The organism is Mycobacteroides franklinii, assembly GCF_002013895.1.
Lineage (GTDB): Bacteria > Actinomycetota > Actinomycetes > Mycobacteriales > Mycobacteriaceae > Mycobacterium > Mycobacterium franklinii.
Window position 1 is genome coordinate 264884 of record NZ_MAFQ01000001.1, and the last position, 13810, is coordinate 278693.

Genomic DNA, 13810 nt, shown 5'->3' on the forward strand with positions numbered 1-13810 from the left:
CGGGCTAGGCCGACGCCCCGAGGCGAATCGGGCGAAGAAGTTGACGGTCTGTATCCGTACCTGACTGATTGGTTCGTGCAGGGTTAACTCTGTGGGTCGTTTTGGGCATCGTGATGTCCGTGATCGCCCGACTCGTAGCGACAAGCTTCATCGTTGCCATGCTTGGGTTCCTCAACGCAGTCCCTGCTAGCGCGGAGCCGAGAGAGATGGCGCCGCAGTCGTATTCGAGAACCACCCGCGACGGCTGGCAGCTGCAGATCCGGCTGGATCATGAGCAGGTGAACCCGGTGCCCAACCTGGCGGGGGCGACCAACTCGCGCGAGGCCTTCATAACCCTCTCGGGTACCGCCACGGCGACCGGCGGCTCCAACCCCATCACCGACAGTCTCTTTGTCATCGGATATCAGCTCGGTTGCCAATCCGACGTCTCCTCGGGTTTGCAGATCGGCGGATCCGCCGGTATCGCTCCGTCGGTGAGCCTGGGCGTGGCGCCCACGCCCTCGGTCGGAGTGGGCGGTAGCGCGGGAGTCAGCGGATTTGTGCAGACCGTGGTGCAGCCGGGTGTCATCGTCAATCTGCCGATGGGCAACATGGTGCTTTCCCGGGGTGGCACGGGGGCGTTGGACTTGGACAACGTGCACGTGAAGGCCGACGCGTGCGGCGGTGATGTCACCATCCGCTCATTTGCCTCGTTGCGTGCATCTACCGAGACCGGCCACACCGAGTTCGCGATCTACGGCGACCCGATCAAGATCTGATGATGAAATTCCTTTGTGCGGCAACGGTCTTGGTGTGCACAGTGTGTTGGGCTCCGGTGGCCGCGGCAGATCCGGGTAACCCTGCGGTGCCTGCCCCGTTACCCGGCGGGACGCCCAACTATGCCGCGACCGCAGCGCAGCCACCCTTTGGCCTGACCCCGGCGCCGCCGCGTGGAACGCGAATCTCGGCCGGCGTCGACTCCGGGTACACGGCCCGAATCGACGCCGGGATGACGGCCGGGCAACTGGAAGACCCGCGGGGTATAACCGAAGGAGTGGCGCCGTGAAGCAAACACTGTGTGTAGCAACGGTTGTGATCGCATTGGCGGTAGGGCTTGCCGCGCCGGTGGCCGCGGCCCCGTCACCGCCGAACCCGGCGCCCTACAACCCGGTGTTCGCGCCCGGTCAGATACCGGCACTGCGCCCCTCGCGGGGGACTCAACTGCCGGTGCTGATGTCGGGGCCGTCGCGTGGCCCACGGATTTCTGCCGGGGTGGACGGCGTTCCGGTGCCGGGCGGCGTCAAGCCGGGCATCGGGATTGGCGACGGGAAGCTGGAAAGTCCGACTGGAGCGCCGACGCCGTAGTCGGTCTGCGCTCGTGTCCAAGCGTTTGGCAGATTCTTCTCAGCGGCACCTCAGATTCGTTCACTAGCTTCGCGGCATCCGGCGCTATCGGCTCGGTGTGAGGTCGAGCGACGAACAGTCACGGAGGTGCCGAGGGAATGCCGCTGCGAGAGCCTGCCGATCCAGAACAGACGGCGAGGGCGTGGAGCGATAGTGAGGAGGAGCCCACGCAGTTGATCCCGGTGGCCCGGGCGCCCGGGAACCGCAGGCAGCAGATCTGGATCATCGGCACGCTTGTGGCTGCGGTAGTGCTCGTGCTGATCCTTCTCGGGTATCTGCTTCTCGGTCCCCAGAAGGCGACGGTGCCGCCGCTGGTTCCCATCACCGCGGTGACGACCCCTTCGGCGTCTCCATCGGCCCCAACATCTACCGCGCCTGCGTCGACGGAAACCGTCACCGAGACGGTAACCGCAACGACCTTCATCCCGGCGCCGGCGGTCACGCCGACAACCGATGCGCCACCGAGCACCACGGCGAGGACGGACCCGAACGATGTCTGGAAGGCATGCCGACAGATGCATCCGCACCGGTGGTGCAACGGATATCGGTAACCGGCGCCTAGAACGCCCCGCGGGGGCGCCGGGACTCTAGGCGTAGGTGTCAGCCGCATTGACATGCTAGGAGACTGGGCGCACGCTGGTGCAATGAGTGAGCCGATCGTCTTCATCAACGTGTTCGAACTCGCGGCGGACAAAGTCGACGCGTTCCTCGCCGGATGGAAGAAACGTGCCGAGTTCATGGCCGAGCAGCCGGGGTTCCTGTCGTTCCGAATACATCGGGCAATAGTCCCGGGCACGCGCTTTCAGCTGGTGAACATCGCGAACTGGGAGAGCATTGAGGCGCTGACCACTGCGACGGGCAACGACCGATTTCAATCGATGGTCCGAGAGGCCGCGGCCGAATTCGATGCGGTGGCCTACCCGGCGGTGTACCACGTCGCCCTCGAGGTGTGAAGGAACTGGCTCAACCGCCCAGCGTGAAGTTATTGCGGCGAATCGACTGAATTCCCGCAATAACTTCACGCTCGCGGCGGGTGTTTACAGCTTGGCGGCGAGCTCGGTGCCCTGTCTGATGGCGCGCTTGGCGTCCAGTTCCCCTGCCAGTGCCGCGCCACCGATCACGTGGGCGGTGACACCGGCTTCCTTGAGCACGTCGTCGAGATCGCGCACCGACTCCTGGCCCGCGCAGATCACCACGTTGTCGACCTCGAGGACGCGGGGATCCTTGCGCTCCTCGCCGAAGCTGATGTGCAGCCCGGCGTCGTCGATCTTTTCGTAGTTGACCCCGGCCAGCTCGGTGACCTTCTTGGCCTTGAGGGAAGCGCGGTGTACCCAGCCGGTCGTCTTGCCCAGTCCCTTGCCGAGCGAGCCCTTCTTGCGCTGGCACAGGTACACCTCGCGAACGGCCGGCGCGGGAATGGGTTTCGTGAGTGATCCGCGGGCATCGTGCTCCTCCGAGATGCCCCACTCGGCGCGCCACTCCTTGAGGTTCAGCGTCGGTGATTCGTCGATGGTCAGGAATTCCGACACGTCGAAGCCGATGCCGCCCGCGCCGACGACCGCCACCCGCTTGCCGACGGGTTTGACCTGCTTGATGACCTCGGGGTAGGAGAGCACCATCGGGTGGTCGATGCCGGGGATGGCCGGAACGCGGGGTTTGACGCCGGTGGCCAGGATGACATCGTCGAACTTGCCCGCGATCAGCTCCTGCGCATCCACTCTCTTGTTCAAAAGCACTGTGACGCCGTGCTTTTTGAGCATCGTGGTGTAGTACCGGATGGTCTCGTTGAACTCTTCTTTGCCGGGGATCTTGCGGGCCATATCGAACTGGCCGCCGATCTCGCCGTTGGCCTCGAACAGCACCACCTTGTGTCCCCGCTGCGCCGCGGTCACGGCGGCCGCCAAACCGGCAGGGCCCGCGCCGACGACGGCGATCTTCTTGGTGTGCCGGGTTGGCAGCAGTTTGAGTGTCGTCTCGTTACCGGCCCGTGGGTTGAGCAGGCAGCTGGCCTTCTTGTTCACGAAGGAGTGATCCAGGCAGGCTTGGTTGCACGCGATGCAGGTGTTGATCTCGTCGGCATGGTCGACCGATGCCTTGTTCACCCAGTCCGGATCGGCCAGCAGTGGCCTGGCCATCGAGATCAACTGCACCTGGCCGTCGTTGAGGATTTGTTCGGCGGACTGCGGCATGTTGATTCGGTTGGATGCCATCACCGGGATGCGGACTTCTTGGGCGACCTTGTTGGAGAGGTCGACGAAGGCGTTCTGTGGTACCGAGGTGACGATGGTGGGCACGCGTGCTTCGTGCCAGCCGATGCCGGTGTTGATGATCGTCGCGCCGGCCGCTTCGATCTCCTTGGCCAGGGCCACGATCTCGTCCCAGGTCTGACCTTCGGGCACATAGTCGGCCATGGAGAGCCGGTAGCAGATGATGAAGTCCGTACCCACTGCCTTGCGGACGGCCTTGACCACCTCGACGGCCAGCCGTCGTCGATTCTCCGGGCTGCCGCCGAACTCGTCGGTGCGGTTGTTGGTGTACGGCGCCAGGAACTGGTTGATGAAATAGCCTTCGCTGCCCATGATCTCGACACCGTCGTAGCCGGCCTTCTTCGCCATCTTGGCACTGTGTGCCCAGTCGTCGATGGTCTGCCACACACCCTTGGTGCTCAGCTTGCGCGGCTTGAAGGGGGTGATGGGGGATTTCTTGGCCGAGGCGCTCACCGAGAACGGGTGGTACCCATAGCGTCCTGCGTGCAGCAGCTGCACGATGATCTTGCCGCCGTTCTTGTGCACCGCGTTGGTGACGATCCGATGCCGGTATGCCTCAAGGGAAGTGGTGAGCTTTCCAGCCAGCGGCTTGAGCCATGCGGCGCGATTGATGGCGTATCCACCGGTGATGATCATGCCGACGCCGCCTTTGGCGCGTTCGGCGAAGTACGCGGCCAATGCCGGGGTGTCCCAGGGGAAGTCCTCCAGGCCGGCGTGCATGGATCCCATGACGACTCGGTTCTTGAGCGTGGTGAAGCCAAGGTCCAAGGGGGACAGCAGGGTTGGATACGGGTTACTCATGATTCTCGCTTTCAGTCCGGGCTGGGACATTTGGTCTGGACAATGCCGAAATCATTTCGTCGCACCAATCGGTGAATCCCTCCTCCATGCGGACACCTCCGCGTAGGACGAGATATTGGTGCAGGGCCGCGCCGGTGAGCTGATCCGGAGCGGGAAACTGGCGCTTTTCCATTTCGCGGTAGTTGTCGAGCATGACGGCGTGTGTGTCGCGTTGGACGCGGATGTGTTCGACCACCATGTTGATGTCGCCGTAGGTGCCCGCACGGATCTTGAGGGCCAGATCGCGCATATCGGTGCCCTCGGTGCTGTTGACCCATCGGGATAACTCGCGATAACCGAGCTCGGCGACGGTGTAGACCTTCTTCGCCGGTCGCCCTTCTTGGTCGACGACCTTGCAGTGCAGCCAGCTGTCGTCTTCCATGCGGCGCAGAGTCCGGTAGATCTGCTGGTGGGTGGCGCTGTAGAAGTACCCGATCGAGCGATCGAATCGGCTCGTGAGTTCGTAACCCGACCCGTTCTGCTCGGCCAGGGACAACAAGATCGCGTGGGTGAGTGCCACGGCAGCATGCTGACACGAAATGGGACCCCTATGCAACTTGTTGCAGTGCAACAGTCTGCATACAAGATTCACTTAAGTGTTGCCATTGGTAGCAGTAACTGTGAGGAACGCGTAACTGGCCGGAATTCGTCGGGAGGTCATTCGTGACATACGTCATCGCCGAACCATGTGTTGACCTGATGGACAAGGCGTGTGTCGAGGAATGCCCCGTCGACTGCATTGACGAGGGTGCCCGGACGGTGCGCACCCATCCCGACGAGTGCGCCGATTGCAATGTGTCCGAACCGGTTTACCCCGTGGAGGCGATCTGCCCCCGAGGGTGATGTGCCCGGCGAGTGGAGTGGTTACGTGCGCGCCAACGCGGACTTCTTCGCCGACCTCGGTGTGACGTCGAGCGCCCGCAGGGCGGGCAAGATCGATCGGGACGCACCGCTCGTCGCGCAACTCCCGCGCAGGACTGGGCGCGCCTGCTGGACGCCGGACCAAGTTAAGCGTTAAGCTAAGTATCTGTAACCGCCGGATACGGCTAGATTGCCCCGACGGGTTAGGGCAGCCTGTGTCGAGAGGCACATCGAGGGACCGGGATACTGGCCGCAACGCATGAACTGGACATCAACGCAGGAAATATCGAGGAGACCTTCGTGACCTACACGATCGCGGAACCGTGCGTCGACGTTATGGACAAGGCATGTATTGAAGAGTGCCCCGTCGACTGCATCTACGAGGGCGGGCGGATGCTTTACATCCATCCCGACGAATGCGTGGACTGCGGTGCGTGCGAACCGGTGTGCCCGGTGGAGGCCATCTTCTACGAGGATGACGTGCCGGACCAGTGGACCGGCTACATCCAGTCCAACGCCGACTTCTTCGTCGATCTGGGCTCGCCTGGTGGCGCCGCGAAGGTGGGCAAGACCGAATACGATCCGCCGTCGGTCAAGGAGCTTCCGCCCATGGGTGAGGGACACTGAGCTCGCTAGCGGATCGGCGCGTATCGTCCTCTCTCCCTGAGTTTCCCTGGGACACCATCGCCGATGCCAAGGCGACCGCCGCGGCGCACCCTGACGGGATCGTCGACCTTTCGGTCGGCACTCCCGTCGACAGCGTGGCCCCGGTCATACGCGACGCGTTGGCCGCGGCCAGCGATTTGCCCGGGTATCCGGCGACCGCGGGCACGCCGGCATTGCGACAGGCCATTCGTGACGCCGTCACCCGGCGATACGGCATTGTGCCGCTGGCCGATAACGCCGTGCTGCCGGTCGTCGGCACCAAGGAGCTCATCGCGTGGCTGCCGACCCTGCTCGGGTTGAGTGCCGACGACCTGATCGTCATCCCCGAATTGGCCTACCCCACCTATGAAGTAGGCGCGCGCCTGGCGCGGGTACCGACAGTCCGGGCGGACTCGCTGACTCAACTGGGGCCGCAGCATCCGACCTTGATCTACCTGAACTCGCCCAGTAACCCGACCGGTGCGGTACTGCCGGTGGAGCATCTGCGCAAGGTGGTCGAGTGGGCGCGCGAACGCGGTGCTCTGGTGGTATCCGATGAGTGCTACCTCGGTCTCGGGTGGGAGGCGGACCCGGTGTCGGTCCTCGATCCCCGGGTCTGTGACGGCGACACCGCTGGGCTGTTGGCCGTGCACTCGCTGTCCAAGACTTCATCGCTCGCGGGGTACCGGGCCGGATTCGTGTTGGGTGACGCCTCGGTGGTTGGCGAGTTGCTCGCGGTGCGCAAGCACGCCGGGATGATGGTGCCCGGACCGGTGCAGGCGGCGATGACCGCCGCCCTGAGCGAGGACGAGCATCAGCGCGATCAGCGCGCCCGCTATGAGCATCGCCGCGACAGGCTTTCGAAAGCTTTGACTGACAACGGATTCCGAATCGATCACTCCGAGGCCGGCTTGTATCTGTGGGCCACCCGGGGCGACTCCTGTGACGATGCGCTGGCGTATCTGGCGCAGCGCGGGATTCTGGTGGCGCCCGGTCGGTTCTATGGGCCGCTCGGCAGGGAACATGTGCGCGTGGCGCTCACCGCGACCGATGAGCGCATCGACGCCGCAGCGCACCGCCTGACTGCCAGCTGATCCACAGCATCGCTTCGGTACCTTCGGTGCGTGCTGACGACCACCGAGCCCGAAGCTGCCCCTCTGACCGTATCGCGAGAACGAATCGCACTCTGTGCCTTATTGGTTGGCACAGCAGTGCTCTACCTGTGGAATCTGTCGGCGAACGGCTGGGCCAACGAGTTCTACGCGGCGGCCGTGCAGGCAGGGTCGGTGTCGTGGAAGGCGTTCATCTTCGGTTCGTCGGACGCGGCCAATTCGATCACCGTCGACAAGCCGCCGCTGTTTCTCTGGCCGATGGAACTCAGTGTCCGGCTGTTCGGCTTCAGTTCCTGGTCGATGCTGGTGCCCCAGGCACTCATCGGTGTCGCGGGGGTGGCCTTGCTGTGGTGGACCGTCCGTCGCAATGCAGGGCCAACGGCGGCGTTCCTCGCGGGCCTCGTGCTGGCCCTGGTTCCCATCTACGCGTCGATGTGCCGGTACAACAATCCCGAACCGATGATGCTGCTGCTCATGATCGCCTCCGTGTGGGCGGTACTGGAGGCGGTGCGGGACGGCCGGACCCGTTGGCTGGTGTTCTCGGGACTGTGTGTGGGGCTCGGGTTCCTCACCAAACAACTCGAGGCGTTGATCGCGGTGCCTGCGCTCGGGGCGACGTATCTGCTGTGTGGCCCACCTGCTCTGACGGTCCGGCTGCGCCAGCTCGGTGTCGCCGCCGCGGCGGCGATCCTCGGGGGCGGGTGGTGGGTGGCACTTGCCGAACTGTGGCCGGTCTCTTCGCGACCATGGATCGGTGGTTCGCCGTCGAACTCTTTTCTGGAGTTGACATTCGGCTATAACGGCCTGGATCGGATCACTGGCAAGCACGCGGGGAACAGCCCCATGACGTCGCTCGCGAAGGACAATCCGCTGGCCTCCCAGCAGGGCTTCGGGCGCATGTTCAGTTCGATCATCGGAGGCCAGATCAGTTGGCTGCTGGCCGCGGCGCTGGTACTCACCGTCACCGCCGCGGTCGTGCTGCGCAAGGCGCCGCGGACCGATCTGGAACGTGCATGTGTCATCGGCTTCGGTGGCTGGCTGTTGATCGTCTGGCTGCTCTTCGATTTCATGACCGGCAAGGGCGGCATGTTCAGCCCGTACTACACGGTGGCGCTTGCGCCTGCCATCGCTGCTCAGGTAGGTCTGGGCGCCGCCGTGGTGTGGCGCCATCGTGAGACACGCTGGGCACGATGGCTTTGTGCGGCACTGGTACTCGGGACCGGTGTGTGGGCAGTGGTCGTGTTGGCTCGTGAACCGGGGTTCGTGCCGTGGTTGCGATGGGTGATTGTGGCGGTTGCCATTCTGGCGGCGGCGATCTGGGCGAGCGGCCGGTACCGCGAGGCCGGTGTGGTGGCCACGGCGGTGGCCATGCTGGCGGGCCCGCTGGCATTCTGCGTCGATACCACCGGCCACGGCACCCACGGGGGATTGCCGCTGGCGGGACCGACGGCGGCGCACGTCGATTTCTTCCGGGCGATGAAGCAGGCCGCCAAAGACGCAGGCGAGCACAAGGAGTCCAAGGCGACACCGGCGCTGGCCGCGATCCTGAAGGCTGCGCCCCAGGATGACGACCGGACACAGGAGCGCACGCCCGATCCGGATCTCACGGCGTATCTCGAACACGACGCGGGCCGCTATACCTGGATGGCGGCGGCTGTACGGTCCAACACGGCCGCGCCCTATCAGCTGACATCAGGGCACCCCGTCATGCCTGTCGGTGGGTTCACCGGTCGGGATCCCTTCCCGGCCTTGGCGCAGTTCCAGGACTATGTTGCGCGGCGCCAAATCCACTTCTTCGTCGTGGAACGTCTGGCGGCACCGCCCAAAGGCGACAGTCAGCCGGAAGTGTCCACCGCCATCACCGAATGGGTGGAACGAACCTTCACGCCCCGTGGATTCCATGGTGTCGCGGTCTTCGACCTGACCAGCCCCGCGTCGGTTCCGGCCGATCTGACGGTGCCCGTGCCCATCGATCCCTAGCGATACATAGGTCCGCTACCACACGTAACGTCCTGCCGGATTTTGGCGTTACCTGAGGTTTCCTTGCGTGTTTCCCGCGCAATCTCCTCTAATGCTCGACACCCCCGGGTGAACAGGACGATGCTTGGTTCATGGATGCCATCACCAATGTGCCGGCTCCCGCCAATGAGCCCGTGCTCACCTACGCGCCGAACACTCCCGAACGCGATCGATTGGCGACGGCACTGTCAGACCTGACCGCGACGCCGATTGATCTACCGCACGTGATCGGTGGGGTGCGCCGGATGAGTGCCGGTGAGCGCATCGAGGTGGTGCAGCCGCATAACCACCGCTCCGTGCTGGGTACCGTCACCAACGCGGGTCATATCGAGGCCCGGGACGCGGTAGAGGCAGCCATCGCTGCCAAGAATGATTGGGCAGCACTGCCTTTCGATGACAGGGCAGCGGTCTTCCTGCGTGCCGCTGATCTATTGACCGGCCCGTGGCGTGCCACACTGAATGCCGCCACCATGCTCGGGCAATCCAAGACTGCCTACCAGGCCGAGATCGATTCGGCCTGCGAGCTGGCCGACTTCTGGCGGTTCAATGTCCAGTTCGCGCGGCATATCCTCGCCGAACAACCCAGCAGCGGTGGTGGGGCGTGGAACAGAATGGAGTACCGCCCGCTGGAGGGCTTCGTCTACGCCATCACGCCGTTCAACTTCACGGCGATCGCGGGAAATCTGCCCACGGCCCCAGCGCTTTTGGGGAACACGGTGGTATGGAAGCCGTCCGTCACACAGGCTTTCGCCGCACATTTCACCCTGGAGCTCCTCGAAGCGGCCGGATTACCGCCCGGTGTCATCAACCTGGTGAACGGAGACGGCCTCGCGGTGTCCGATGTGGCACTCGCCGATGCGCGTCTGGCGGGCATTCACTTCACCGGCTCCACCCGCACGTTCCAGCATCTGTGGCGTGAGGTCGGTACCAACATTGACAGCTACGACACCTACCCGCGGCTGGTCGGTGAAACCGGCGGCAAGGACTTCGTCGTCGCACATGCCTCGGCACGCCCGGATGTATTGCGCACGGCCCTTATTCGCGGAGCCTTCGACTATCAGGGGCAGAAGTGTTCCGCCGCCTCCCGTGCCTTCGTGGCGCGGTCGGTGTGGGATCGGATGGGTGACGAATTTCTCGATGCCACCTCGGGTCTGACGTACGGCGACGTCACCGACCTCTCGAACTTCGGCGGCGCCGTCATCGACGAGAAATCGTTCAGGCGCAACGCGGCCGCCATCGATCGCGCCAAGAGTGCTGGGGTGACGATCGCCGCGGGCGGTGAATACGACGACAGTCAAGGGTATTTCGTCCGCCCCACCGTGCTGCTCTCGGATGATCCGACGGATGAGGCATTCTCCACCGAATACTTCGGTCCGATCCTGGCGGTGCACGTCTATCCCGACGACGACTACCAGCGCATCCTCGATGTCGTCGACACCGGTTCGCGGTACGGACTGACCGGTGCGGTTATCGCCGATGATCGTCAGGCGGTACAGACGGCCAGTGACCGGCTTCGTTACGCGGCGGGAAACTTCTATATCAATGACAAGCCCACGGGCGCCGTTGTCGGCCAGCAGCCCTTCGGCGGGGGCCGGGCATCGGGCACCGACGATAAGGCCGGATCGCCACTGAATCTGCAGCGCTGGCTGTTGCCCCGGTCCATCAAGGAAACCTTCGACGCTCCAACGGAACACCGATATCCGCATATGGATGATCCGGGTGCGGGAAGACGGGTAGCGGGGGAGCGTGAGGATGGCTGAGTGGTTCGGGAAGACGGCCAGGCCGGCCATTCTGGCGGCCAGCAGGTCGGCTCGGTTGCGGCATGCCGCCGAACGGATGCCACTGACCCGGCAGGTGGTGCGCCGCTTCGTCCCCGGTGAATCTCAGGAGGATGTGCTCGGGGCAAGCACCGTGCTGCTCGATTCGGGGCGGTTCATCTCGATTGACTACCTCGGTGAGGACACCACCGACAGCGAGCAGGCCACCCGCACGGTGTCGGCCTACCTGTCGCTGTTGGATGCGCTGGCCCAGCGCAGTGACACCGTGCATACCGGTGTTCGGCCACTGGAGATCTCGCTCAAGCTGTCCGCGCTGGGGCAGGCGTTGCCGCGCGATGGGGAGCGTATCGCCCTGGAAAATGCGCAACTGTTGTGTGCCAAGGCGGATCAAGCCGGAGTGTGGGTCACCGTCGATGCCGAGGACCACACCACCACGGATTCGACCCTGGGCATCGTCCGTGAACTGCGGGCCGACTTCCCGTGGCTGGGCACCGTGCTGCAGGCATATCTGAAACGCACCTACGCCGACTGCGGTGACCTGTCAGGCAAAGGCTCGCGCATTCGGCTATGCAAGGGTGCCTATGACGAACCCGCGTCCGTCGCGCACCGGGACCCGGAGGACGTGGACGTCGCGTACTTGCGCTGCTTGCGCGTGTTGATGGAGGGCGACGGGTACCCGATGGTAGCCTCGCACGATCCCGCCATCATCGAGGCGGCGACCCTGATGGCACGCGAGACCGGCAGGGGTCCCGGCGATTACGAGTACCAGATGCTCTATGGGATTCGTGATGCTGAGCAGCGCCGGTTGAACGCCGAGGGCCACCATATGCGGGTGTATGTGCCGTTCGGTGAGGAGTGGTACGGGTACTTTGTGCGACGTATCGCCGAACGCCCCGCGAACATGACCTTCTTCCTTCGTGCATTGGTCCCGGGAGGCTAGCTTTAGGCTGGCTTCATGCTGCTGAAGTCCCTTCACCCCAAGTCGCCAGATCTCGCGGACGCGGTCCGCATCGGTGAGGACAGCTGGGGGCGCGCCGACCTGGTGGGCGCCGCGACCGCAGCTGCTGAGCGCATCGGCGGTGCTCCGGGGCCGATCGCAGTACTCGCCCGGCCAACCATCGACACGGTCCTGGCAGTGGTCGCCGGACTCATCGCCGGTGTTCCGATTGTGCCGGTACCGGCGGACGTCGGCGTGGCGGAACGCCGCCACATCCTTGCCGACAGTGCTGCGGTGGCCTGGCTGGGCGAATCACCGGACGAATCAGAGGGATTGCCGCATGTGCCGGTGCGCCGGCACGCACGGTCGTGGCATCAGTACTCCGAACCGAACCCCGAGTCGACGGCGCTCATCGTGTACACCTCGGGGACCACTGGCGCGCCGAAGGGGGTGCAGCTGAGCCGGCGCGCGCTGGCCGCCAGTCTGGACGGCCTTGCGGACGCATGGGCATGGACGCCCGACGACGTTCTGGTGCATGGACTTCCGTTGTTCCATGTGCACGGGTTGGTTCTCGGTGTACTCGGGTCACTGCGCGTGGGAAATCGGTTTGTGCACACCGTCAAACCGACACCCGAGGCCTATGCGGCGGCGGGGGGCAGTCTGTATTTCGGCGTGCCGACGGTGTGGTCCCGGATGGTGGCCGACGAATCCTGCGCCCGCGCATTGTCAGCCGCGCGGCTGCTGGTATCGGGCAGCGCGCCACTGCCGGTGCCGGTTTTCGATGAGTTGTTGCGGCTCACCGGACATGCGCCGATCGAGCGCTACGGTGCTACCGAAACCGTCATCACGCTTTCCACGCGCGTCGACGGGGAACGACGCGCCGGTTGGGTTGGTCACCCATTGACGGGTGTCCAAACTCGCCTGCTGGGGGAGGACGGTTCCGTGGCCGCCCACGACGGGGAAACCGTTGGCCAGCTACAGGTTCAGGGACCCACACTGTTCAGCGGCTATCACAACCTGCCCGAGAAGACGGCCGAGGTGCTTACCGATGACGGGTGGTACCGCACCGGTGACGTCGCCGTCGTCGACGCCGATGGGATGCACCGCATCGTGGGACGCGAATCGGTTGATCTGATCAAATCCGGCGGTTACCGAATCGGTGCCGGTGAGATCGAAACCGTGCTGCTGGGGCATCCCGGGATCGTGGAAGTCGCGGTGGTCGGCGTGCCCGACGATGACCTGGGACAACGGATTGTCGCCTACGTTGTCGGCGACGTGACGGAAGATGACGTCATTGGCTTCGTGGCGCAACAGCTCTCGGTGCATAAGCGCCCCCGTGAGGTGCGCCGGGTCGATGCGCTACCCCGGAACGCCATGGGCAAGGTTCTCAAAAAGGAGTTGATCAGGTGAACGTGACCGAGGAGGTCGTTGACCAGATCAATTGGCACTGGACATCTCAACTGCGGCCCCGCCTCGATGGGCTCACCGACGACGAATATTTCTGGGAACCGGTGCGGGGCTGCTGGAGTCTGCGGCCGCGCGGCACCGCGACCACGCCGCTGCAGGGAGGCTCGGGCGACTACGTGATCGAATTCGCGGCTCCGCCACCCGAACCCGCGCCCGTTACCACGATCGCCTGGCGGCTCGGCCACATCCTGGTTGGCGTGCTGGGGGCGCGGATCGCCAGTCATTTCCCGGATAATCGGGCCGGGCCACCCGTCGATTACCTGACCTACGACTATCCGGTGACGGCGGCCGATGCCTTGGAGCGCCTTGACCTCATGTACGCGGCATGGCGGGACGGCGTGCTCAGTAAAGACGATGCCGCGCTGGCTTTTCCGGTCGGGCCGGCCGAAGGGCCCTGGGCCGAGAAACCGTTTCTGACGCTGGTGCTGCACATCAATCGCGAGCTGCTGCACCATGGCGCGGAGATCGCGCTACTGCGCGACTTGTACGCCTGGCAGTGAT

At 64.5% G+C, this 13810-nt stretch carries 14 protein-coding genes and 1 pseudogene; 13 read left to right on the forward strand and 2 right to left on the reverse strand.

The genetic code is table 11. The annotated features are described in order from the left end of the window. Nucleotides 1–119: 119 nt before the first annotated feature. From B4393_RS01540 to B4393_RS01560, 5 genes are all read left to right on the forward strand, one after another. Complete coding sequence (locus B4393_RS01540) at nt 120–758, forward strand: MspA family porin (RefSeq protein WP_078279439.1); 639 nt, start codon at nt 120–122, stop codon at nt 756–758. Next, entirely contained in the window at nt 758–1045 is a 288-nt protein-coding gene (locus tag B4393_RS01545) for a hypothetical protein (protein ID WP_078332639.1), read from the forward strand. The genes B4393_RS01540 and B4393_RS01545 overlap by 1 nt, the downstream gene beginning before the upstream one ends. Then, a complete protein-coding gene (locus B4393_RS01550) occupies nt 1042–1344 on the forward strand; it encodes a hypothetical protein (RefSeq protein WP_078332640.1) in 303 nt (100 codons plus the stop codon). The genes B4393_RS01545 and B4393_RS01550 overlap by 4 nt, the downstream gene beginning before the upstream one ends. A gap of 137 nt (nt 1345–1481) precedes the next feature. Next, a complete protein-coding gene (locus B4393_RS01555) occupies nt 1482–1934 on the forward strand; it encodes a hypothetical protein (RefSeq protein ID WP_078332641.1) in 453 nt (150 codons plus the stop codon). Between the two features lie 93 nt (nt 1935–2027). Continuing rightward, entirely contained in the window at nt 2028–2336 is a 309-nt protein-coding gene (locus tag B4393_RS01560; protein WP_078332642.1) for an antibiotic biosynthesis monooxygenase family protein, read from the forward strand. Between the two features lie 84 nt (nt 2337–2420). On the opposite strand, the gene B4393_RS01565 is transcribed toward B4393_RS01560, so the two are convergent. Both B4393_RS01565 and B4393_RS01570 read right to left on the reverse strand, forming a co-directional pair. Beyond that, entirely contained in the window at nt 2421–4451 is a 2031-nt protein-coding gene (locus B4393_RS01565) for an NADPH-dependent 2,4-dienoyl-CoA reductase (protein ID WP_078332643.1), read from the reverse strand. Next, nucleotides 4444–5010, reverse strand: coding sequence for a PadR family transcriptional regulator (locus tag B4393_RS01570; RefSeq protein WP_078278810.1), 567 nt, complete (start codon nt 5008–5010; stop codon nt 4444–4446). Before B4393_RS01570 ends, B4393_RS01565 begins: the two co-directional genes overlap by 8 nt. A gap of 143 nt (nt 5011–5153) precedes the next feature. Here B4393_RS01570 and fdxA (B4393_RS01575) point away from each other — a divergent pair. The 8 genes and pseudogenes from fdxA (B4393_RS01575) (at nt 5154) to B4393_RS01610 (ending at nt 13809) form a co-directional block, all read left to right on the forward strand. Continuing rightward, nucleotides 5154–5508: pseudogene (fdxA, locus tag B4393_RS01575) on the forward strand (ferredoxin). 143 nt (nt 5509–5651) lie between these two features. Then, complete coding sequence (fdxA, locus tag B4393_RS01580) at nt 5652–5978, forward strand: ferredoxin (RefSeq protein ID WP_070913320.1); 327 nt, start codon at nt 5652–5654, stop codon at nt 5976–5978. Continuing rightward, nucleotides 5975–7090 carry a succinyldiaminopimelate transaminase gene (gene dapC, locus B4393_RS01585; protein WP_078332644.1) on the forward strand — a complete coding sequence of 372 codons (1116 nt, stop codon included), beginning with the start codon at nt 5975–5977 and terminating at the stop codon, nt 7088–7090. The genes fdxA (B4393_RS01580) and dapC overlap by 4 nt, the downstream gene beginning before the upstream one ends. 30 nt (nt 7091–7120) lie before the next feature. After that, on the forward strand, nt 7121–9088 hold the full coding sequence (locus B4393_RS01590) for an ArnT family glycosyltransferase (RefSeq protein WP_078332645.1): 1968 nt from the start codon (nt 7121–7123) through the stop codon (nt 9086–9088). 131 nt (nt 9089–9219) lie between these two features. Next, nucleotides 9220–10887, forward strand: coding sequence for an L-glutamate gamma-semialdehyde dehydrogenase (gene pruA, locus B4393_RS01595; RefSeq protein ID WP_078332646.1), 1668 nt, complete (start codon nt 9220–9222; stop codon nt 10885–10887). Beyond that, complete coding sequence (locus B4393_RS01600; protein ID WP_078332647.1) at nt 10880–11845, forward strand: proline dehydrogenase family protein; 966 nt, start codon at nt 10880–10882, stop codon at nt 11843–11845. Before pruA ends, B4393_RS01600 begins: the two co-directional genes overlap by 8 nt. A gap of 15 nt (nt 11846–11860) precedes the next feature. After that, nucleotides 11861–13252, forward strand: a complete 1392-nt coding sequence (locus tag B4393_RS01605; RefSeq protein ID WP_078332648.1) for an acyl-CoA synthetase — start codon at nt 11861–11863, stop codon at nt 13250–13252. Beyond that, nucleotides 13249–13809, forward strand: a complete 561-nt coding sequence (locus tag B4393_RS01610) for a DinB family protein (RefSeq protein ID WP_078332649.1) — start codon at nt 13249–13251, stop codon at nt 13807–13809. The genes B4393_RS01605 and B4393_RS01610 overlap by 4 nt, the downstream gene beginning before the upstream one ends. Nucleotide 13810 lies beyond the last annotated feature (1 nt).